Origin of the sequence: Paenibacillus campinasensis (genome assembly GCF_002272015.1) — a bacterium.
GTDB classification, from domain to species: domain Bacteria; phylum Bacillota; class Bacilli; order Paenibacillales; family Paenibacillaceae; genus Paenibacillus_AQ; species Paenibacillus_AQ campinasensis.
Map to the genome: position 1 here is coordinate 1 of NZ_NPBY01000098.1, position 22919 is coordinate 22919.

Sequence of the window (22919 nt, forward strand, 5' to 3'; positions counted from 1 at the left end):
TTTATGCTTCGAACATGAGCTGAATGGATCAAGGTTTTCAAGTTTATATTTATCGGGATGTAGCTCAGCTTGGTAGAGCACCTGGTTTGGGACCAGGGGGTCGCATGTTCAAATCGTGTCATCCCGATCTTTACATCTGCGGGTGTAGTTCAATGGTAGAACTCCAGCCTTCCAAGCTGGTAGCGTGGGTTCGATTCCCATCACCCGCTCCATACATAGACAGACATCACTTTACCGTGGTGTTTTTTTTACATCTTGATGCCATTGTTCTGCAAAGTATTAATGTAATAAAGGAAGGCCCGTCGTATAAGGGCTGAAGGCGCAACTTGATGAGGCTTTTGTGGTGTTTTGGTTAATTTTTCGCGGGGAAATCGCGGGAAAAATGGAGATTTTCGTCCGTTTTTATTGTATGATGTTAGGAAGGCGTTAAGTCTGGATTCTACAGATAAACTGATTCGGGTTTAGATGGGAGGAGAAGTATGACTGAACTCACAGTAACCGCAAAGAGCAATTCCAACAACCTACTGCGGCGAGATGTACGGTTTCTGGGGAACATTCTCGGGGAGGTTCTTGTCCATCAAGGGGGCAATGAGCTGTTAGATATCGTGGAGAAAATACGTGAGACGAGTAAATCGTTACGATCGGTCTTCTTGCCTGAATTGTTTGCTGATTTCAAGAACATGATCAGCACGCTGGAGCCGGATATCCGCCACCAGGTGATTCGGGCCTTCGCTATATACTTTCAGCTTGTCAACATTGCGGAGCAGAACCACCGTATTCGCCGGAAACGGGATTATGAACGTTCAGCGGGCGAAAGCGTGCAACCAGGCTCAATTGAAAGTGCTGTGCAGGACCTGAAGGAACGCAACATTCCTTATGAAGAGGTTCAAGAAATTCTCGAAGGGCTGTCTCTGGAGTTGGTAATGACAGCTCACCCGACCGAAGCGATGCGTCGAGCGATTCTGGATATCCACAAACGGATTGCAGAAGATGTGATGCTGCTCGACAATCCGACACTCACATTCCGTGAAAGAGAACAGCTTCGGGAAAAACTGCTGAATGAAGTGATCACGCTATGGCAAACCGACGAGCTGCGCGACCGCAAGCCGACGGTTTTGGATGAAGTACGAAACGGAATGTATTATTTTCACGAAACACTGTTTCACGTTTTGCCAGAGGTTTATCAAGAACTGGAGCGCTGTTTGAACAAATACTACCCAGGGCACCGTTGGCATGTTCCTACGTACCTACGTTTTGGCTCCTGGATCGGAGGGGACCGCGACGGCAACCCTTCGGTTACGGCTGACGTTACGTGGAAGACGCTTGAAATGCAGCGTAAGCTGGCCATCCGGGAGTATCAGCGCATTCTGGTAGAGCTGATGAAGTATCTCAGCTTCAGCTCATCGATGGTCTCCGTATCTGACGAACTGCTTCAATCGATCGAGAAGGATCGCAGTCAGGTGACCCTGAAGAAGATGGAAATCTGGCACAACGAGAAAGAGCCGTATCGGATTAAACTTACTTATATGCTGGCCAAAATGATGCATATTCTCGACGAGAATATGACCGGCACCGAATGTTATCAGAGTCCGGAAGAGTTTATCGAGGACCTGAAAGTCATCGACCGAAGCTTGCGCTTCCACTTTGCTGACTATGTCGCAGATACTTATATTCAAAAGCTGATTCGCCAGGTAGAGTTGTTTGGCTTCCATACCGCCACCCTGGACATCAGGCAGCATAGCCAGGAGCATGAGAATGCCATGGCTGAAATTTTGCAGAAAATGAACGTGGTGCAGGACTACGCCTCCCTTACGGAGGATGAGAAGGTGGAACTGCTGAATAACCTGCTGAATGATCCGCGTCCTTTGACAACGCCTTATCAGGAGTACAGCGACAGTACAGAGGAATGCCTTGAGGTATATCGGACGGTGTTCCGTGCACAGCAGGAGTTTGGCCGCAACTGTATCTCGAGCTATCTCATCAGTATGTCCGAAGGAGCAAGCGATATTCTGGAGGTTATGGTATTTGCCAAGGAGGTTGGCCTCTTCCGTAAAGATCCGGACGGTCATGTCACCGCTACCCTGCAGGCAGCTCCTCTGTTTGAGACGATTGAGGATTTGCATGCTGCGCCTGACATTATGCGCAGGCTGTTCAACCTTCCGATTTACCGGGAAGCTGTTCTGGCCATGGGGGATCTGCAGGAGATTATGCTTGGCTACTCCGACAGCAACAAGGATGGCGGAGCCGTCACAGCGAACTGGGAGCTGCAGGTGGCGCTCAAGGAAATTACCGCGGTTGCCAATGATTTTGGCATCAAGGTGAAATATTTCCACGGCCGCGGCGGATCGCTCGGTCGCGGAGGAATGCCGCTTAACCGCAGCATTATGGCGCAGCCGCCTTCAACGATTGCCGGTGGCATCAAGATTACGGAGCAAGGCGAAGTCATCTCTTCTCGTTATTCCCTGAAAGGGATTGCTTACCGCAGTCTGGAGCAGGCAACATCGGCCTTGATTACGGCTTCGGTGCAGGCCCGCTATCCGCAGGCTGAAACGAATGAGGAGTGGTTGCGAATCTCTGCTAGCATCTCGGAAGTGGCTCAGAAGAAATATCAGGACCTCATCTTCCGTGATCCGGATTTCCTGAGTTTCTTCAAAGAATCAACGCCACTGCCTGAGGTCGGCGAACTCAATATCGGTTCACGTCCTTCCAAGCGCAAGAACAGTGACCGTTTTGAGGACCTGCGTGCCATTCCTTGGGTGTTTGCATGGACGCAGAGCCGTTACCTCCTTCCTGCATGGTATGCGGCCGGTACAGGCCTGCAGAGCTTCTATCAGGGCAAGGAAGAGAATCTGAAGGTGCTTCAGCAGATGTATAAGAACTTTCCGTTCTTCACATCGCTGATCGACACGCTGCAGATGGCGATGGCCAAGGCGGATCTGATCATTGCCAAAGAATATTCGAACATGGTGAAAAACACGGACGCGCGTGAGCGCATCTTTGGACAAATTCAGGAAGAGTTTAACCTGACCAAAGATCTTGTCCTCAAAATTACGGGCCAACAGGAGATTCTAGATAATCAGCCTGTTCTGCAGGAATCCATTCGTCTGCGCAATCCGTACGTGGACCCGCTCAGTTACTTGCAGGTGCAGCTGCTGAATGAGCTTCGCACGCTCAGGGAACAGAGTCAGGACGATCCTGAACTGCTGCGAGAAGTATTGCTGACCATTAACGGAATCGCTGCAGGTCTTCGGAATACGGGCTAATCGCTTTCCTGCTTGATTAGGATCATGCAAGATGAAGTGAACCACTTCCGGTTAATTACAGGCGGGACTCCTCATATGTAGGGGTCTCGCTTTTTATTTATCATATCGTTGCGATGAAGGTTGATGTAGGATGTATCTCGATCACACAGGATGATGGATTTTGAAAATTTGTTGCATTTTAGAAACAGTTGAATTACCATTTTGAATGATGCTTGTTATACGTTACCCATCAGACCATTCTGGGGGAGTTATGGTGGACAATTTAGATGTTAGATTGGCAAAGCTCGCCCGGAAAGGGGATCAAAGAGCGTTTGCCGAGATCGTGGAGTTATATAAGGATAAAATATTTCATTTGGCTTATCGAATGCTGAGCAATCGGCATGAGGCCGAGGACGTGGTACAGGAGACTTTCCTGCGAGTCTACAAAAATCTCGACCGCTACGACGATAATCAGAAGTTCTCGACGTGGATTTACCGGATTGGCACCAACCTTAGCATTGATAGGCTGCGCAAGCGCAAGCCTTCCTTTTCTTTGGACGCCGAGGTGAGCGACAACGAAGGGACCGACGGATACGCCTTTATACCTAGCGATAACCGCACGCCGGAGAGCGAGACGCTTCTGTCGGAGACCCAGCGGATTATTCACCAGGCGATTGATGGACTGCCTGCCAAGTACAAGACGATCATGATTCTGAGATACATACAGGACATGTCGTTGCAGGAGATCAGTGAGGTTATGGACTTGCCGGTGACAACGATCAAAACAAGAGTGCATCGTGGTCGGGAATTTTTACGTAAGAAACTGGAATACAAATTGTAAGTAATTAGAATTATTGGATAGAAAAAAGATGAAACATCCTCGATTCCGGCGCGTATGAACATTAAGCAAGTCTTATGCCCTTACGAGGGAGTAGACCCAGCAAAGAGATTTAATGAAAGGATTGGCTCATAATGGAATGCAAATTAGCCGTCTCTTTGATGCATGATTATCTGGATAATGACTTGTCCGAGCCGCAGCAGCTGGAATTGAAGAAACATTTGTTGGAATGTGCTGACTGTCGGAATTATTTTGAGAAGCTCCAGCAGACGGATATGCTGCTGTTTTCTTTAACACATCATGATACGAGGCCGTCCGATGATTTAACCGATCGGATTATGGCTATGATTCCAAAGCCGAAGACGCAGAAGCGATGGGTCAACTGGGTGAGGAATCATCCTGCAATTACAGCGGCCGCTTTGTTCCTGCTTGTCATGTTCTGCAGCACGCTTAGCCTGTGGAATCAAGGCAATCAGCTGGTTGTGAAGACCGATGAGCTGGAGAAGCTGGTGATCGAAGGTAAAACAGTGATTATACCCGAGGGTCAGACGATTACCGGCGACATTACGATCGAGAACGGAAAAACCAAAGTATACGGTCAGGTGGACGGCAATCTGACGGTTATCGATGGTGAGCTTTTCCAGGCATCGACGGCTCATATATCAGGTCAAGTTAAAGATATTGATAAGGCAATGGATTGGATATGGTACAAAATCACCAGTCTGTTCACGGATGTCGCTTACCGCTAACGAATCGTAAGATTCCTAATGATGAACGGCGCCTCTTTTCAATGAAAAGACGGCGCTTGTTTTGTTGTTTAATGGCAGGAATCGGCCGTTGACAGGGGCATTCGCTTGCATCGTGAGGTCTAACGTTATAACCTAGATAGTATAGAGTACATACTATATATATGTTTGCCAGCACGACTAAAGGAATGACGGGGGTTGCTGTATGGGGTATTTTGCGGATATGACGTGGAAAGAATCCATTAAAGATATCATCGATATACTTATCGTTACCTATATTATATATCAGTTGATTTTACTCGTTCGGGGTACCAGGGCAGTTCAGCTGTTGAAAGGTATCCTTGTACTGGTTGTAATCTGGGCTTTAAGTACATGGTTTGATTTGTACACGCTGAAATGGCTGATGAATCAAATCTTTACCTTTGGTGTGCTTGCGATCTTCATTATATTCCAGCCGGAGCTCAGACGAGGTCTGGAGCAGCTGGGAAGAGGAAAGATGTTCGGCCGGACGGCGGACATGGATGAGGAAACGAATAAAGTAATCAGCGAAACGATTAAGGCTGTAAACTATTTATCCCGTCGAAAAATTGGCGCATTAATTGTGTTCGAGCGAAAGACGGGTTTGAATGAATATGTGGAGTCTGGAATCCAGATGCGTTCGATCATCAGCTCAGAGCTGCTGATCAATATTTTCATTCCGAATACGCCCCTTCATGATGGCGCGGTGATTATTCAGGGCGGACAGATTGCAGCAGCAGGCTGCTATCTGCCGCTGTCAGAGAACCCGTTCATCAGCAAGGAGCTGGGAACCCGCCACCGGGCGGCTATCGGGATTAGTGAGACCGGCGATGCGATATCGGTCGTAGTATCCGAGGAAACCGGACAAATCTCCCTTGCGCTTAACGGGCAGGTGGTGCGCGATATCAAGGAGGAATCGCTTATTTCCAAACTGTATGAGGAACTGAAGCCGGCAGCCTCGATTAAAGAAAAGCGTTCGTTTTTCTTCTGGAAACGGAAGGGGGAAGACCGCAATGGATAAATGGATCAATAACAACAACGTCAGCAAACTGATCGCGCTGGCAGTCAGTGTATTGTTATGGGCCATGGTTCATATGGATAACGGGACCCCCGCGCCGCCGACAACTTTCATTGATACGCGCCTCATAGAGGGCGTCCAGATTCAGACGTTCGGTTTTGATGACAGCCACTATGCGCTCACAGGCATCGACAAGGATCGTGTGGATCTTGAGGTGAGAGGAAAGCTGTCGCAAATCCGGCTGGTGAAGGACGAATACAAAGTCAGACTTGACCTCAGCGGGGTCAAAGAGCCGGGAACGCATACGTTGCCTCTCACGTACTCCGTCCCGAGCGGGGTAGAGCTGGTCTCGATGGAGCCGTCACAGGTGACGGTGACTGTCGAGAAGCGGGTCACGCGCTCGGTAACGGTAAGTATTGGCACGACAGGGGAGCCTGCGAAGGACTATCGGGCCGGAACGCCTATGCTCATAGAACCACGCCAGGTCACGGTCACCTTGCCTGAATCGGAGATGGAGCAGCTTGGTGAAGTGAAAGGATTCATCAACCTGGACGGGGCCGACGAGACGGTGACGGAGAAACGAATCCGACTAACGGCATATGATAAACTAGGCAACCCAATGGAGGACGCGGTCATTGAGCCATCCACCGTTGCGGCGGAAGTGCCCGTTGAACCAGCATTTGTATCGGTTCCGCTGGATGTGGATTACACTGGCCGGCTGCCGGACCATCTCGTATTGTCGAAAGTGGAGAGCAAGGTGAAAGAGGTTCGTCTCTTCGGCAATCAGGAGGCGCTGGCAGGAGCGGAGGACTACTTCCGGGTCACGATCGATTTGGGGAAAATCACCAATTCGGGAACAACAGTGCTTACGACTGACTTGACGCCGCCTGTAGGTTTTGAGAAAATCGAGCCGAGCTCTGTCGATGTCGAAGTGACCGTTGTCGCTCATGAAGAAAAAGTCATAGACGGCATTCCGATCGTATTAAACGGCGTACCGGCTGGCCTGGAGGCTGCCATTCGGGAGCCCAGGAGTCAATCGATATCGCTGGAGGTTGCCGGAGCTCCGGATATTTTAAGGGGACTCGGGCCTGCGGACATTCAGGCTGAAGCCGATTTATCCGGCATGAGCGCAGGGGTTCATGAGGTGCCCCTGCAAATTTCACTTCCAGATTTTGTTATGCGAACCGATCAGGAGCGGGTCACGGTTCAGGTCGAGCTCAAGGAGAAATCGACACCCGCGTCAACCAAGCCCGATCAACAGGGGGCCGAAGCGGATCAAACCGAGGCAGAGAAGCAGGACCCGCCGGCCGTGCCGGAAGGGCCGCCGCAGGCACCTCCGGCTGACAGCGGTGAAGGCAGCGGTTCAGATGAGGGAACCGTCCGGCCACCGGCAGAAGGCACTGAGGAGCCAGAGACGAAGCCTGGCGACGGCACGGGCGAAGGACAATAACTGAACAGATAACAAAGATATATAACCGTTAAGGGACAAAGGAGTATACAAATGGGGAAATATTTTGGTACAGACGGAGTTAGAGGCATTGCCAACAAGGAGCTTACCGCGGAGCTTGCATACAGCATCGGCCGCTGCGGCGGATATGTGCTGACTGGAGATAAGGAGAAACCGACGGTTGTGATCGGTATGGACACCCGGGTATCGGGTGCCATGCTGGAATCCGCACTGATCGCAGGCCTGCTGTCGATCGGTGCGCATGTGATCCGCCTCGGTGTTGTAACGACACCGGCGGTTGCTTATATTACAAGATTGCTGAAGGCGGACGCCGGAGTGATGATCTCAGCCTCGCATAATCCGGTGGAGGATAACGGCATTAAGTTTTTTGGCGGGGATGGCTTCAAGCTGTCCGATGAAACCGAGCTGAAGATCGAGGAACTGATGGATGCCGAGACCGATACGCTTCCTCGCCCAATTGGCGGCGAGCTGGGCGAGCTTCGGGTCGATAATGAATCGAAATTTAAATACCTTGATTATTTAAAAACGACGATTGCGAACCGTTTCGACGGGTTGAAAATCGTGCTGGATTGCGCGAACGGCGCAGCCTATGAACTGGCACCTAAATTGTTCCGTGAGCTGGGCGCCGAGGTCATTGCGATTGGTGCAGAGCCTAACGGGCTGAACATTAACGACAACTGCGGGTCGACTCATCCCGAGAAGCTCGTTGAAGCGGTGCTGGCACATGGTGCAGATGTTGGGCTTGCCTTTGACGGTGATGCAGACCGGCTGATTGCGATCGACCATAAGGGTGAAGAAGTCGATGGCGACTATATTCTGTGCATTTGCGGAGAGGCGATGAACCGGGCCGGCAAGCTGAAGGAAGGCACAATTGTCTCAACGGTCATGAGCAATATCGGCTTTTACAAGGCGTGTGACAGTCTGAAACTGAAAACCGCCAAGACCGCTGTAGGTGATCGTTATGTCATGGAAGAGATGCGTCGCGGCGGGTATAATCTGGGTGGCGAGCAGTCTGGCCATGTCATTTTCCTAGATTACAATACGACAGGGGACGGCATTCTGACAGGCATTCAGCTGGTGGATACCATCGTGGCATCCGGGAAGAAGCTTCATGAGCTGAAAGGAAGCATGCGCAAATATCCGCAGGTTCTCGTTAACGTGCGTGTCGGGGACAAGAGCAAGTATCAAGGCAATGCCGTGATCGAAGCGGCCATTTCGGAAGTCGAGCAGAAGCTTGGCGATAATGGCCGGGTACTCGTGCGGCCGTCTGGGACCGAGTCTTTGATTCGGGTGATGGCAGAAGGACCGGATAAGGACGAACTGGACCGTTATGTGACCCAGATCGCTGATGTTGTGAAGCGGGAGCTTGCCTGATTCCTGAGTCGTGTTTTTTCAGGGGGCGGGTGTTGGAACACAGGGTCGGTGGAGCTACAGCTGCTTGCTTCATCGGCTCTGCGTTCGGGTATAGATAGGAAGGATCTGAGGAGGCAAACCGCATAGCTGCTAGCGCCGTAGGCGTGTGGCAGGGGATTGCCCGACAGAACTAGTTAATCTCTGTTTGAAATCGTACGGCGAGTGGACTCGTGTCGGGATAAGTCGAACGCGAGTTGCCAAACGAGATCCATGTGAATATAATATAGAATGTCATTCAGGAATGGAAAGCGAGGGTAGTGAGGTAGATCACGAGTTATACAAGCGCCAGAGCTTGACGACCGCAGGTGCTTGGCATATCGTTTCTTGATCATCGGTTCAGGATGCGAAGACGGCCAGGGGGCGGATCAGCAAGCTGACGAGGTGGAGGTGTTCGGAATGTTCGGCGGGGACCTCCCGGTATTGCACCATAGCCGTAAGTCGGATACGGAAAATGAATGGGCGACCGTTCACACAATGTTCCGGCAGGGTGCCAATCAATCATAAAACCATGGGTGTACGAACCAGAGCATGCGTAAAGACGGTGAAAGAAGAGTGCATTCATGTATATTCAATAACTGACTGAGCCCGAGGGGTTTGGATTGTACGTTGACAATTGAATAATTCATCATTCTTCTTTCGACATACCGCACTTGGCGTCATGTTCAGGGGATCCACACCTCATCATATACGGAAACCCGAACGGAGGAATTATACAATGTGTGGTATTGTTGGATATATTGGAACGCAGAAAACGCAATCGGTGTTGCTTGAAGGTCTGAAGAAGCTGGAGTATCGTGGTTATGACTCTGCCGGAATTGCAGTCTTTACGAGTGAAGGGCTTCGTATTGCCAAGGCGAAGGGACGTCTGGCGAACCTAGAGCAAAGACTGGAAGAGGCGCCGCTGGTCGGAACAGCTGGAATTGGTCATACGCGCTGGGCTACGCATGGCAAGCCATCGGACGTTAACTCTCACCCGCATACGGACGAAAGTCAGAAGTTTTCGGTCGTTCATAACGGCATTATTGAAAATTATCTGGAGCTCAAGGAAGAGTTGATTAGCCAGGGGCATGAGTTTGTGTCCGAGACGGATACTGAAGTGATCTCTCACCTGATCGCTAGAGAATACGATGGAGACATTGTAAAAGCGGTTCAGAAGGCGATTACCCATATGAGAGGGGCTTTTGCGCTTGGTGTGCTGACAGAGTACGAGCCGGACAGACTGGTGGCTGTTCGACAAGCGAGCCCGCTTATTATCGGTATTGGCGAAGGGGAGAACTTTATCGGTTCCGATATCCCGGCCATTCTGAAATATACGCGCAATGTCTACATTCTGAACGATGGCGAGATGGCCTTGCTGACAGCCGATGCTGTCGAACTGATGACGATCGAGGGGAATTTTATTTCTCGGGAAATGATCCGTGTCGATTGGGATGCCGTCACAGCGGAAAAAGGCGGTTTCGATCACTTCATGCTTAAGGAAATCCACGAACAGCCGAAGGCTTATCGGGATACGATGCTCGGACGCATTGATGCCAGCGGCAAAAAAGTAGTATTGCCGGAGCTGAAGCTGACGGAGGACCAGATCAAGAACATTCGCAACATCCAGATTGTCGCCTGTGGTACAGCGTACCATGCAGGGCTAGTGGGCCGCACGATCATCGAGCAGCTGGTTCGCATTCCGGTGGAGACGGATGTAGCTTCCGAGTATCGCTATCGTTCGCCGATCGTGAACAAGGATACACTCGTGATCGTAGTCAGCCAATCCGGTGAGACAGCAGATACGCTGGCCGCTCTCCGTGAAGCTCAGGCCAACGGCGCACACGTGCTGGCCATCACCAACGTGGTGGGAAGCTCCATTGCCCGTGATGCAGACGATGTGATCGCGACGCTGGCGGGTCCTGAAATCGCGGTAGCCTCGACCAAAGCGTATACTTCCCAGCTCATTGCTTTCAACCTGCTGGGCTTGTATCTGGCTCAGGTGCGCGGCACCCAGACACCGGAGCAGATCGCACACACGATCGCAGCGATGCAGGCGCTGCCGGAGCAGGTCGAATCGATGCTGAAGCAGGCGGACGCCATCAAGAATTATGCCGAGCAGATCTCCAAGCATGAGCATCTGTTCTTCATCGGTCGTGGCCTGGATTATGCTGTGGCTCAGGAGGGCTCTCTGAAGCTGAAGGAGATTTCCTATATTCATTCCGAAGCATATGCTGCGGGTGAGCTGAAGCATGGTACCTTGGCGCTGATTGAGGACGGCATTCCGGTCATTGCCCTGGCGACACAGGAAAGTGTGCTGGAGAAGACCGTTAGCAACATCAAGGAAGTGAAGGCACGCGGTGCTGACGTACTGGCCATCACGTATGAAGAGCATGTTGCAAGCCTGCTGAAGTCTGTCGACCAAGCGTTTGCGATTCCGAAAACATTGCCGCTGCTCAGCCCGGCCTTGTCGGTTGTTGTACTGCAGCTGCTGGCTTACTACGCTTCCTTGGCGCTCGGCCACGACGTGGATAAACCACGAAATCTGGCGAAGAGCGTGACGGTGGAGTAAGTAGGGGTTACGGGGTACGAAGGGGTTTGTCTTCATTAACGACTCCTGCATAGATAAAGTTAAGGTTCTTAAATAAAAAATCCGAAGGTTTTTCCGGTACTTTTCCGGGAGGCCTTCGGTTTTTTTATTGTCAAAAACGGAAACAATCCTAGCGATCCGTACCAGTGCACTCACAAATTCAATGAGAAATATCCATACGATGAGAGGTACTAAAGGAATGTTATAATGCTTCATCCGTTTCAGCAGTTTCAGTATTTACTAAAATAATTAAAAAGGGTAACATGGACTTGTAAGCGATCGGAGTTTCATAAAGGGAGGGAATCTCTGTGAATAATGATTTGTTAGAAAAAGTAATGAGTAAGGACGGCTGTAATATCCATTATTGGATTTCAAATCAGGGGAAAGATTCATGGCTAATATGGTTACATGGTGCCGGTGCTGATCACAAGATGTTTAATGAACAAATACCCGTGGTTGATAAGGCGTTCAATCTTTTGCTTTGGGATGCGAGGGGGCACGGTTTATCCAGACCCATGGGTGATAAATTTAGCATAAAATTATTGATGGAAGATCTAATAGAGATCATGAAGATAGAAGGAATAGAGAAGGCGACGTTTGTAGGTCAATCGATGGGTGGCAATACAGCACAAGAGATGGCATTTTATCATCCCCACAAAGTAGAGAAACTTGTACTGATTGATTGTACCTGCAATACAATGAAATTGACCGCGATGGAGAGGTTTTATTTATATTTAACACCGCTTATAACTCGGATGTATCCATGGAGCAACTTGGTTCATGCAAGTGTGAAGGCCAGTGCGTTACAACCGCATGTACAGGATTATTTACAGCAGACATTTAATCTTATAGGAAAAAAGGATTTTGTTAAAATATTTTTAGCCACTGCAGCCTGTCTTCATTACGAAGAGGGATATACAATAAATAAGCCTATTTTGCTTGTTTATGGCGAACATGATCAAACAGGGAATATTAAAAAAATTGCCCCTTCCTGGGCATCTAGCGAACCCAATTGTAGGCTGGTTGAAATAGCCAATGCAAGTCATTGTGCGAATCAGGATAATCCTTCGCAATTTAATACGAGCTTATGGGAATTTTTGAATGATCAATAGATAAGTGTAGACAGGGAGGCAGATTCAGTCATGGACGTTAAAGAACTGGAGTATGATGAAGAAAAACGAGCCTTTGTCGAAAAGCTGGGTGTTTATTATGAGGACCATGGGATTCCACGAATTGGTGGAAGAATTTTAGGATTATTATTAGTTTCGAATCAGCCTGTATCTGCGGAGCAAATGGCTAATCTTTTAAAGGTAAGCAGAGGGAGTGTATCGACTAACGTGAGACTCCTCGTCTCTATGGGGCTGTTAGAGAAAGTATCCGTTGTAGGTGATCGAACAGACTATTATTCCGTCAGTGAATCCATATGGGATAATGCCATAAGAACGAGGATTGACGGTTTTAAAAACTTGCGAAAGATTGTAGAACAAGGTTTAAAGGCAGTCGAAGGGCAATCTAATGCGAATAAGAATTTTGCTGAAATGCTCCTTTGGGTCGATGGTATGATCTCTAGTCATGAAAAGTTGCTGTTTGTGTGGAGGCAGGAAATCAAGGATTGAAGTAGGTAATAGGTTTACAATTAACCCCAATACCTTCGGTATTTTTGCTTTTTTATGCTTTAGTCCGTAACCCTTTATCATTTCTGTGCGTTTAGTTATATAGGTAACATGGAGAGCTGGTGCCCAGGAGTTACGTGGCGTTAATGTCCCGATAGTCCAGTCTGGGCTTACACCCTGGTAATGGAGGCATAAACCAATGAAAAAAACGATGGTTGCTTTAGGACTTTTACTGACAGGAGCTCTTACATTTGGTGTAGTATCGTCTTCTGCAATTGATCCACTTACATCAGAACTGAGCCGTATCAAAAGCAATACAGACCGTAATGAAAAGGTGGAGAAGAAGGTACTGGTCCAAGTCGGCCCCAAAGAAATTACCAATACGGATGTATTAAACTACAAGGAGCTCAATAGTATTTCCCAATCAGTATCAAACGTTACCGACTCTGACATTCTTAAACATATGATTAAAGAAGAGTTATTCTTACAATTAGCCGAACAAGAAGGTGTATCCGCAACGTTAGAGGAAGGCAGACAAGAAGCAAACAAAATGAGGGACTTATTAAGTGAACAGCCCAAAGAAGTACAGGATACACACAAAATGTTAATTGAAGCATCGGGAGTCACCGAGGAAGAGCATTGGGAGAAAATTGCCCCAGGCCAGTATCAGAAGATCTTATCGAGTCAAAATTTAGCTGAAAAGATATGGAATGAACATGCTTCTGCTCAAAAGGAACCAGCCGATCCCGCTACAGTTCTTCAAGAATTTAAAGACCAACTGTTACAATCTTCAATTTCCAACGGTACCGTTAAATTTATTGACAAAAGCATCAGCCTTTAACGATGTAGAAGAATAAGAGTTTATACGGCGATTTGTTTCCGGAGTCTATCGGGAATAAATCGCCTATTTTGTTTTCAGGTTGTGCTGATCCACAATCCCTTTCCGGGTGCTTAGCGCCATGATCCCTTTTAATCAGGGAACTCAGAAACATGCTTTGACCCGTCCCTTGTTCCTCTTCCTCTAATCGCTCGCTAATCGCTCGTGAACCGCCCGCGAATGGCCCGCGAAATCGCTTGCTCATGTCGCACTCTCCGCTGGCTTTGCCTCCTGAACGAAAGGGATAATCATGCAAGGAGGACAGGGGCCCTTCGATACGAACTTGCACTTATCAGACGATATATGCATACTGTTCGGCCGACTGAACGGATATGCTCCCTTACAATTGACAGTGAAATAATTAAGCCTGGTGCTTTATGAGGAGTTTTATTTTCGTTATCATCAACAAAAATGGTTGCACATCGCCTTTCACTGTGTATATAATGTGTATATAGTATATATACATTATATAAGATCGAAAAGAAGGATATTCTAACATCATGAAAGTGAAAGGTGAGGGGAGAGCGAGCCAATGTCAGGAACAGAACAATCCGTTCAAGCCAGTCAAGTGAAGAAATGGCTGAGCATCATCGCTGTATTTATCGTTTTTCAACTGATCTTTTTTGCCGTGGATGGTACATTCCTGGAGCCAAGGATCAATGATAGCAACAATTGGTTTGCCCAGTTGGGGCGGTGGATTCTGGACTCAAAACTGTTCACAGAATGGATTACGCCTTATAGCTATCCGTTTTTTAATATGTTCATGACCGTGCAAGTGATATCGATACTGGTTGTGGCTGTGCAGGACATAAAATCCGCTTGGATTTCCAAAACTTAAAGAAGAGGGATGGGCATGCAAATTGTTATATCGAACAGTTCCAAGGAGCCGATCTATGAGCAGATTACGAATCAGATGAAGGCGCTCATTCTGGGAGGCGAATTGCAGGAAGGGACAGCCTTGCCCTCCATACGCCAGCTCGCGAAAGACTTGCAGATCAGTGTGATCACAACCAAACGGGCCTATGAGGAATTGGAGAAGGCAGGCTTCATCTACTCCATTGTCGGAAAGGGTTCCTTTGTCGCTGAACAGAACCTGGAGGTGATCCGGGAGAAGAAGCTGAAGGTTATTGAGGAGCAGCTGAGCGCGGTGATCACGAACAGCAGGGAGATCGGCTTGTCTCTGGATGAGCTGCAGCAATTATTGAAGCTTTTATATGAGGAGTGAGACGGGATGGAGCATGTTATTGAATTGATCAATGTAAGCAAAACGTTTAAAGGATTTTCCGTTCATAATATGAATCTCGAAGTGAAGCAAGGGTATGTGACGGGATTTATCGGAGCCAATGGCGCCGGCAAATCGACCACGATCAAAATGATCATGAACCTGCTCAGGCCTGATGCTGGAGAGATCCGGATATTCGGTCTGGACTACAAGACGCATGAGAAGGCGATCAAGGAGCGCATCGGGTTTGTATATGATGGCAATGTATTTTTTGAAGGGCTGAACTTGAAAGATATCAAGCGGATCGTGGGCCCTGCGTACAAGCGCTGGGACGATACGCTCTTCGAACGCTATGTGGAACAATTCGAATTGCCGCTGGGCAAAGCGATCAAGACCTTCTCCAAAGGGATGCAAATGAAGGCGTCGCTTGCGATCGCGTTGTCCCATCATGCGGAGCTGATCATTATGGATGAGCCGACAGCAGGGCTTGACCCCATTTTTCGCCGGGAACTGCTCGACTTGTTGCAAGAATTAATGCTGGATGGCAACCGAACGATCTTCTTTTCGACGCATATTACAACAGATCTGGATCGGATTGCGGATTACATCGCTTTGATCCAGAAGGGGAAGCTTGTCTTCAATCAAACGATTCACGACGTTGCTGAGAACTATGCGCTCGTGAAAGGAACAACGGATCTGCTGGACAAGGATACGGAGCGGGCGTTTGTTCACATACATCGTGCGCCGACAGGCTTTGTGGCATTAACGGATAACGTTAAGGAAGTGGAGCATATTTTCGGGGGAGCGGTTGTGACGGAACGGGCGTCTTTGGAGGACATTATGTACTATATGAAAGGAAGAGAAAGCTATGTTTAATTTGATTCGGCGCGATGTGATTTTGCAGAAGAGGCATCTTTTAATCTTCTTACCTTTTATTATCTTTTTTATCCTTATGAGCAAGGACCCCTTCTTCATTTTTCTCGTTGCCAGCGTCTTCATTCCCTTTAATACGTATGCCTATGATGAAAGGGCAGAGACGAATATCCTGCTGAATTCCTTGCCTTACACCCGCACGGAAATTATCGCAGCGCGTTATCTGGGTGCGATTGTGTATATGCTGCTTTCCATCGTTCTGACCAGCTTGGCATTATTCATATTCAACAAACCGTTTACACTGACGGATATCGCGATTGGCGCAGGGCTGTTTATCGTGTTTGCGGCCTTTACCTTCCCGCTGTTCTATATCTTTAAACCGGGGCATATTACATCGGCGGTTCTTATTGGTTTTATCGTTCTGGTAGGGGTGGGCCCTTATGTTGCAAACCTTATCGCCGAGCATGTAACGGCGGTCACTGATTTTCTCCTTAGCTTGTCTATGCCGGCTTTATATACGGGAGCGACGATCGTGATCATCGGCATTTATGCCGTATCTTGGGCCATTACGACGACGATTTACCAGCGAAAAGCATTCTAAGAACGATGCTGTTTTTCCTTAATCTTAATATTGAGATTTTTAAGACTTTAAGGTATGATAGAAGTAGCAGTTGGAATGGACTATATTTTGGACGAGTTGGTAAGTAATATAGAAAAGGGAGGAAAGTACAATGGCAAATGAGAAATTGAACGTAGGCATTATTCTAGGGAGCACAAGACAAGGACGGGTAAGTCCGCAAGTAGGCGAGTGGGTTAAGGGGATTGCAGATCAGCGTGGCGACGCCAATTATGAGATTGTGGATATTGCAGACTACAATTTGCCGCTGCTTGGCACGACAGACGGATCCGAGCCGGGTATCGCAGCTTGGAATGAAAAGCTGAACAGCCTGGACGGTTTTGTGTTCATCGTGCAAGAATACAACCACAGCATTACCGGAGCCTTGAAAAATGCGCTTGACTTAGCTCGTGAACCTTGGAATAACAAGGCAGCAGGCATTGTCAGCTATGGTTCGACCGGAGGCGCACGCGCCGCTGAGCATTTGCGCGGTATTCTCGGCGAATTGATGATTGCAGATGTACGGGTTCATCCGACATTGTCATTGTTCACGGACTTTGAGAATTTCGCAACCTTTAAACCGGCTGAATTGCATCTGGACAATGTCAATGCCATGCTCGACCAAGTGGTTGCTTGGAGCGGGGCGCTAAAGACGCTGCGAGTTTAAAGTATCGTTCAAATAAAGGCATAGATAACGCGAATATCAGATACGGCTTACAGGCCGTGTCTGATTTCTTTTTAAATAGCTAGAAAAGGAAGGCCCCCATGATAAATCCTAAAGGTGCCTTCCCACATCGTGTACAATTCAGTTTAGGACTTCAAATCTTCGATGGAATTTACGTCTTCCATATAGGCCGGAACAGCCAATCCGGATTTCACATTTACCATGTTAGCTCCAAGATCGTCGAGCTGGTCGGCATATCGCTCCCAATAATCCGCATGAGTCACCGGCAGCCAGGCAGCTACCATGGCGTCTACGTCACCGTTGGCAACACCAATCCACATCGGTCCGATCTCCACCTGCAAGGCCTCCGCCTTGTAACCGAGCTTCTCTTCAAGCACATAGCGGACAACGCTGGTGCTCGCAAGCTCGGAATCCCACATGACAAAACTGAGGGTGAACGGATCGCCGTTTACGGGCTCCAAGCCTTCGATCCATTCCTGAACTTTAGCCTCGTTCTCCTCCACCCATTTGGAAGCAGCGGATTCCGCATCCATTCCGTTCTGGATATCAATCATCACTTCACCCATATCGTCGGCCGTCCAGTGAAAGCGGTCCAGAAATTCATAGGCTACCGGATGATCATCCTTCAGTCCAAGACGGGCAATCGTGTGAATCTCTTCAGGCTCTCCGTAAGTCAGTTTGGGATCATCGAGATATTTCAGATCATAGGTGTTAAACATCCAGTGCGGGGACCAGGCTACAAAAACAATCGGCTGTTTATTGTTATAAGCTGCATCGAGCTGGGCGGTCATGCCCGCTGCCGAACTTTCCGTCAAGGTCCAATTCGACAAATCATAATCTTCCATGGCTTGGGCTGTCAGCCTCATAAGGCCTGAGCCTGGATCCGTACCCGTAATCGTATATTTAACCTGCTCTCCGGCGGTCACTTGTTCCGCACCCGAGGCAGAATTGGAAGAACAGGCTCCTAATATGAGTACCATAGCTAAACTAAGAAACATCATCCATTTCCGTGTATTCTTCATCATGCGTTTCCCCCATCTGTAATCGTCGTTTCTATGCCGGCGTTACATTCTGCAGAAGTAGACAACGTTTGACGAATTGCGACAGTCGCTTGTCGTAACAACACCGTCATGATAACAAACAATGAAATTTTTCACAAATGAAAACGGCTGTTTATTAAGAATATACAGAAAAAACTGTATAAACCGAACGTGAGTATAATGCCGATTACGCTTGGATGCTCGCTATTTCTCAAAAATCATCGCCGTATACATTTCGTATAAAAAAATATTATTTTTTTTTTGTGGATGAGTAGGATTTCAGGGGAAACACACCGAGTTAGCAACAGGAATATTTATGCTCGTTTCATTCGTAAGCCAATAAAAATCACCCCACTCAAGACAATGTCTGAATGAGGTGATTCATTGGCTTTGCTTCCTCGGCGGTCGAAACTGCCGGCTTTCTGTCACTTCGACCCTACAGAATCGGCGACAGCAATCGGGAAATCGACTCCTTGGTCCGAATCCAGCGCGACCGCTTCTCATAATCCTCCAGCGTGAGCAGCCGCGATACCCGCATATCCTGATGGAATGTCTCGGTCAGAGACCTTGAGATGAAATCGTCGTACAGGAAGGCGTTGACCTCGAAGTTCAGCTTGAAGCTGCGAACATCGATGTTGGCCGTTCCGACAGAGGCGATCTCTTCATCGACAATGATCGTTTTGGCATGGATGAAGCCATTGTTGTACAGGTACACGCTCGCTCCCGTCTTCAGCATCTCCCCGATATAGGAGAGGGTGGCCCAGTACACAAAGAGATGATCCGGCTTGTCCGGAATCATGATGTGTACCTTCACGCCGGAGAGCGAAGCGATCCGAAGCGCATCGAGCAGGCTGGCGTCCGGGATAAAGTAAGGTGTCTGAATGTAAATGGATTTTTTGGCCGCCGAGATCATTTTGATATACCCGTTTTTGATATGCTCATACTCCGAGTCGGGACCGCTCGTCACGATCTGGATGCCCACATTGCCGGGCGAATTGATCTTGGGAAACAAGTTCGGCTCATAGGAGATGTCATGATGATGGGACGCCTGATTCCAGTCCAGAATGAACCGGACCTGCATCGCATATACCGCTTGTCCCTGGATTCTTAGGTGAGTATCCCGCCAGTAGCCGAATTTGGAGTTGAGTCCGAGATACTCGTCTCCGACGTTGAAGCCTCCGACATACCCGATGTCGCCGTCGATGATGACCAGCTTGCGGTGATTCCGATAGTTCAGACGCAGATTGACAAAGCGCAGTTTGGACGGAAAGAACGCCTCGGCCTCTCCGCCAGCTTCCCGGAACTTTTTGAAAAAGCCTTTGGTCAGCTTTCTGGAGCCCAGCTCGTCGTACAGCACGCGGACTTTCACGCCTTCCTTGGCCTTGCGGGTCAGGGCGGCGATTAGTTGCTTGCCCAGCTGGTCTCTACGAATGATGTAATATTGGAGATGAATATACTCTTTGGCTTCCTCAATGTCCTGGAACAACCGATCGAATTTCTCTTTACCGTCGGTGAAAATCTCCACATGGTTATCATCGGTCAGGATCGCCTGATTCTCGTTGATGTGCATATGGATCAAATCGCTGTTGCAGGCCGCAACCCGGTTGCGGAACGAAAACTGCCCGCTGTTAATGTCGCTCATCTGGGCAAGCAGCACCTTCTCAATACCGGTCTTCTGGAGATCATCCCAGTGGAACAGGCGGATATGCCGCAAATTCTGAGCAAACAGCAGGTACAGCACGAATCCGAGTACCGGAATGAAGAATAGAACGAGCAGCCAGGCCCATGTCGAGCCGACATCCCGCCTCTCCTGAAACACAACGATCACGGCCAATGCGATATTAAGGACGAAGATGAAGCTAATGATGATGGACGTAACATCCATGAAAAAAGTTCCCCCTACCTTTCAGCCTTGTCCGGATAACGCTTCATATTATACTGGAGCTGTTACAAGAAGTATATATCCGGCACCCAAATGGGCCGTGAGATTGAGCGTCAATTGAGGCGGCAAGAAGGATGTGTATCCCGCTTCTTCGCTGCCGTTTGAAAAGCCGGTCTTCTGCATGATACGATAATTGAAACATAAGGAGATGGGGAGTCGCTATTGCTGAAGATGAACAAGTTTTTTAAGTTCTGTTTTGCCGTTATTCTCGTTCTGATTATCATTTACCTTTGCTCGTTAGTCAGCTTCATATTCAACCCTCTATTATCCTTTATTTCGGTGATCATCGTTCCGCTGATGCTGAGTGGTTTTTTCTATTATCTGCTGAGACCGCTGGTGGCTCTAATGGAGAGGAAGAAGATGAACCGGACGCTGGCGATTCTGCTGCTTTACGTTGTGTTTGGGGGGATCCTGGTCGGCTTTCTCATCGGGGTCTGGCCCTCTCTTAAAGCGCAGATCATTGCCCTGGTGGACAATGCGCCGGCGATTTTCGCGGCCTTGAACAAGAAGATGCTGGAGCTGGAGCAAAGCGGCTTCCTGGAAGGTGTGTTTCCGGAAGGCTTCAATCCGTTAACGACGCTGACAGAATATTTGAACCGAGGCTTTACGTTCCTGACGGAATATGTCGTGAATTTGGTGGGAATTATATCGGAATTTGCGATCATTATGTTCATCTTCCCGATCCTGCTGTACTACATGCTGAAGGAGGGCGGCAAATTCGGCGAGCTGATCGTCCGCTTTCTGCCGAACCGTTTCAAGGAAGTCGGCACGTCGGTGCTTGGTGAAATCGACAGTGCGCTCAAAGGCTTCATCGTAGGTAGGGTGATTGTCAATTTTGCACTGGGAATCTTGATGTATGTGGGCTTCATCATTATTGGGCTTCCGTATGCGCTGCTGCTGACGGTCGTTGCAGTCATTGCGAACTTCATCCCGTTTATCGGGGCTATCGTGTCCTCGATCCCGATCATTATCATTGGTTTGATCCAGTCGCCATCCACCGCGATCTGGTCGCTTGTCATTATTTTGGCGGCTCAGCAGATCCAAGACAATCTGATCGGCCCGTATATTTTTGGCAAGCAGCTGGACATTCATCCAATCACCATCATTGTGCTTGTCCTGGTCGGACAGGACCTGGCTGGCATTATCGGAGTCTTGCTGGTCGTTCCGGTTTACATGATTCTCAAAATTCTGATCAGCCGGATTTACGAGCTGTTCTTCAAGGAGAGATGGGAGCAGTTATAGGGGGGATGAACACCCCGTCAATGAATTCTTTAAGTTTGCGGAATGCCTTGTGTGATGCGGTTTTCAGCCGATCCTTCACCGCTTAAAGGGCTGGATCGGTTTGACATTTCCTAGCATTCCCTGTATTATGAACACACGCTTAGTTTCCGGTTGCTTAAGTCCGGAAAGCGGGGGAACCAGTTTTTTAGGGGCGAGTCACTTGATTGTCAAGTGTAGGGTACCATCTTACCCGAGTCCGTCAGCTAACCTCGTCAGCAGTGGATGGGTCTTATTACATAATTGAGATTGATACCAAGGCCCTTAATTCTATGGAACAGGGGCCTTTTCTCTTTTCATTGACCCCATGCTGGCGGAGCTATGTTCGGATCCCCCTGCAAGAGGTCTTTTTTCGTTGGTTAAGAAGAGGAGGTGGCAATCCAACCGGGCGTAGAGTAAGCGCCAAGCAAGTCCATATGCATATCCACAGGCGGTACAAGTGACGTGGAGTATAAGGAAAAGTCGATTATTAACGCTGGATAATGGGAGCGTTGAAACGGATTTTGACCCTATGAAAACCTAGTTAAAATATGAGTTTACTAGGTTTATTTATTCATGCCCAAAACAGGCATTCACAGATTTCAAGAAAGGTTGTGGGAAGGTTTGAAATTGCAAAAAGTGGCTCTGTTGTTGCTTAGTTTGGTGCTGGTTAGCGTGCTTGCAGCATGCGGGGATCAAGGCAGCACGCTGGAGAAGGCGATCGAGAGAGGGTATGTTACGGTCGGCTTCGCGAACGAGAAGCCTTACGCCTATCAGACGGCCGATGGCGAGCTGACAGGGGAGGCGGTCGAGATCGCCCGAGTCATTCTCGAGCGGCTTGGCGTTGGGGAAATGCGGGGGGAGCTTACCGAATTCGGCTCGCTGATCGCCGGGCTGCAGGCGAACCGCTTTGACATGATCACGGCCGGGATGTTCATCACGCCCGACCGCTGCTCGGCTGTCCTGTTCGCTGATCCGGAGTACAGCATCGGCGAAGCGCTGGCCGTGAAGCAGGGGAACCCGCTGAACCTTGGCAGCTACGAGGATATCGCTGCGAACGAGGAAGCGAGGGTTGCCGTCATGACCGGTGCTGTGGAGATCGGCTACATGGAGAAATCGGGGATTCCATCCGAGCGCATCATCCAGGTTCCGGACCAGGCGTCCGCGATCAGCGCACTGCAGGCCGACCGGGTTCAAGCGATTACGATGACGGGTCCATCGCTGCAGGCGATGCTGGATTCGGCTAGTGATGATCAGATTGAGCGGGTCGCCGATTTCGAGCAGCCGGTCATCGACGGGGAGAGCGTACGCGGATACGGTGCCACGGCATTCCGTCAGGCCGACACGGAATTCCAACAGGCTTACAATGCGGAGCTGCAGAAGATGAAGGAGTCTGGCGAGCTGCTGGAGATTTTGCAGGAATTCGGATTTACCGAGGATGAGCTTCCTGGCGATATGACGGCAGTCGCAGCGTGCGGGGAATAA

The 22919-nt window shown here is 48.9% G+C and carries 20 protein-coding genes, 2 tRNA genes and 1 riboswitch; of the genes, 20 read left to right on the forward strand and 2 right to left on the reverse strand.

The genetic code is table 11. The features are described 5' to 3' along the window. Positions 1-53: 53 nt before the first annotated feature. The 18 genes from CHH67_RS24110 to CHH67_RS24200 all read left to right on the forward strand — a co-directional run bounded on the left by CHH67_RS24110 (position 54) and on the right by CHH67_RS24200 (position 17177). Positions 54-127 (forward strand) — tRNA-Pro (locus CHH67_RS24110). A gap of 11 nt (positions 128-138) precedes the next feature. After that, positions 139-212 (forward strand) — tRNA-Gly (locus CHH67_RS24115). A 267-nt stretch (positions 213-479) separates the two neighbouring features. Beyond that, on the forward strand, positions 480-3263 hold the full coding sequence (gene ppc, locus CHH67_RS24120) for a phosphoenolpyruvate carboxylase (protein ID WP_095267913.1): 2784 nt from the start codon (positions 480-482) through the stop codon (positions 3261-3263). Positions 3264-3513: 250 nt separating this feature from the next. After that, a complete protein-coding gene (gene sigW, locus CHH67_RS24125) occupies positions 3514-4083 on the forward strand; it encodes an RNA polymerase sigma factor SigW (RefSeq protein WP_095267914.1) in 570 nt (189 codons plus the stop codon). A gap of 131 nt (positions 4084-4214) precedes the next feature. Then, complete coding sequence (locus CHH67_RS24130; protein WP_095267915.1) at positions 4215-4829, forward strand: zf-HC2 domain-containing protein; 615 nt, start codon at positions 4215-4217, stop codon at positions 4827-4829. Positions 4830-5031: 202 nt separating this feature from the next. After that, a complete protein-coding gene (cdaA, locus tag CHH67_RS24135; RefSeq protein ID WP_095267916.1) occupies positions 5032-5865 on the forward strand; it encodes a diadenylate cyclase CdaA in 834 nt (277 codons plus the stop codon). Further along, the gene (locus CHH67_RS24140; protein ID WP_095267917.1) at positions 5858-7312 is read left to right on the forward strand and encodes a CdaR family protein; all 1455 of its coding nucleotides are present in this window, start codon (positions 5858-5860) and stop codon (positions 7310-7312) included. The genes cdaA and CHH67_RS24140 overlap by 8 nt, the downstream gene beginning before the upstream one ends. 51 nt (positions 7313-7363) lie before the next feature. Further along, on the forward strand, positions 7364-8704 hold the full coding sequence (glmM, locus tag CHH67_RS24145; RefSeq protein ID WP_095267918.1) for a phosphoglucosamine mutase: 1341 nt from the start codon (positions 7364-7366) through the stop codon (positions 8702-8704). 348 nt (positions 8705-9052) lie between these two features. Then, entirely contained in the window at positions 9053-9247 is a 195-nt protein-coding gene (locus CHH67_RS26615) for a hypothetical protein (protein WP_218832083.1), read from the forward strand. 211 nt (positions 9248-9458) lie between these two features. After that, positions 9459-11291, forward strand: a complete 1833-nt coding sequence (gene glmS / locus CHH67_RS24155) for a glutamine--fructose-6-phosphate transaminase (isomerizing) (protein ID WP_095267920.1) — start codon at positions 9459-9461, stop codon at positions 11289-11291. A gap of 326 nt (positions 11292-11617) precedes the next feature. After that, complete coding sequence (locus tag CHH67_RS24160) at positions 11618-12421, forward strand: alpha/beta fold hydrolase (protein ID WP_095398659.1); 804 nt, start codon at positions 11618-11620, stop codon at positions 12419-12421. 30 nt (positions 12422-12451) lie between these two features. Then, entirely contained in the window at positions 12452-12925 is a 474-nt protein-coding gene (locus tag CHH67_RS24165; protein ID WP_095267921.1) for a GbsR/MarR family transcriptional regulator, read from the forward strand. A gap of 196 nt (positions 12926-13121) precedes the next feature. After that, positions 13122-13763, forward strand: coding sequence for a hypothetical protein (locus tag CHH67_RS24170; protein ID WP_095267922.1), 642 nt, complete (start codon positions 13122-13124; stop codon positions 13761-13763). 568 nt (positions 13764-14331) lie between these two features. Further along, positions 14332-14637: a YfzA family protein gene (locus CHH67_RS24180; RefSeq protein WP_095267924.1), complete on the forward strand. Its 306-nt coding sequence runs from the start codon at positions 14332-14334 to the stop codon at positions 14635-14637. Between the two features lie 15 nt (positions 14638-14652). Then, positions 14653-15024 (forward strand): GntR family transcriptional regulator, encoded by a 372-nt coding sequence (locus tag CHH67_RS24185; RefSeq protein WP_095267925.1) that lies wholly within the window; start codon positions 14653-14655, stop codon positions 15022-15024. A gap of 6 nt (positions 15025-15030) precedes the next feature. Then, entirely contained in the window at positions 15031-15897 is an 867-nt protein-coding gene (locus tag CHH67_RS24190; RefSeq protein ID WP_095267926.1) for an ABC transporter ATP-binding protein, read from the forward strand. Next, on the forward strand, positions 15890-16495 hold the full coding sequence (locus tag CHH67_RS24195) for an ABC-2 transporter permease (protein WP_095267927.1): 606 nt from the start codon (positions 15890-15892) through the stop codon (positions 16493-16495). The genes CHH67_RS24190 and CHH67_RS24195 overlap by 8 nt, the downstream gene beginning before the upstream one ends. A 130-nt stretch (positions 16496-16625) precedes the next feature. After that, entirely contained in the window at positions 16626-17177 is a 552-nt protein-coding gene (locus tag CHH67_RS24200; RefSeq protein ID WP_095267928.1) for an NADPH-dependent FMN reductase, read from the forward strand. A 143-nt stretch (positions 17178-17320) separates the two neighbouring features. Here CHH67_RS24200 and CHH67_RS24205 read toward each other — a convergent pair whose 3' ends face one another. Continuing rightward, positions 17321-18217 carry a glycine betaine ABC transporter substrate-binding protein gene (locus tag CHH67_RS24205; protein ID WP_095267954.1) on the reverse strand — a complete coding sequence of 299 codons (897 nt, stop codon included), beginning with the start codon at positions 18215-18217 and terminating at the stop codon, positions 17321-17323. Positions 18218-18671: 454 nt separating this feature from the next. Continuing rightward, the gene (cls, locus tag CHH67_RS24210; RefSeq protein ID WP_095267929.1) at positions 18672-20120 is read right to left on the reverse strand and encodes a cardiolipin synthase; all 1449 of its coding nucleotides are present in this window, start codon (positions 20118-20120) and stop codon (positions 18672-18674) included. A gap of 219 nt (positions 20121-20339) precedes the next feature. On the opposite strand from cls, the gene CHH67_RS24215 reads away from it, so the two are divergent. Then, complete coding sequence (locus CHH67_RS24215; protein ID WP_095267930.1) at positions 20340-21419, forward strand: AI-2E family transporter; 1080 nt, start codon at positions 20340-20342, stop codon at positions 21417-21419. 126 nt (positions 21420-21545) lie between these two features. Further along, positions 21546-21691, forward strand: a riboswitch (cyclic di-AMP (ydaO/yuaA leader). Between the two features lie 373 nt (positions 21692-22064). After that, on the forward strand, positions 22065-22919 hold the full coding sequence (gene ehuB, locus CHH67_RS24220; protein WP_230875734.1) for an ectoine/hydroxyectoine ABC transporter substrate-binding protein EhuB: 855 nt from the start codon (positions 22065-22067) through the stop codon (positions 22917-22919).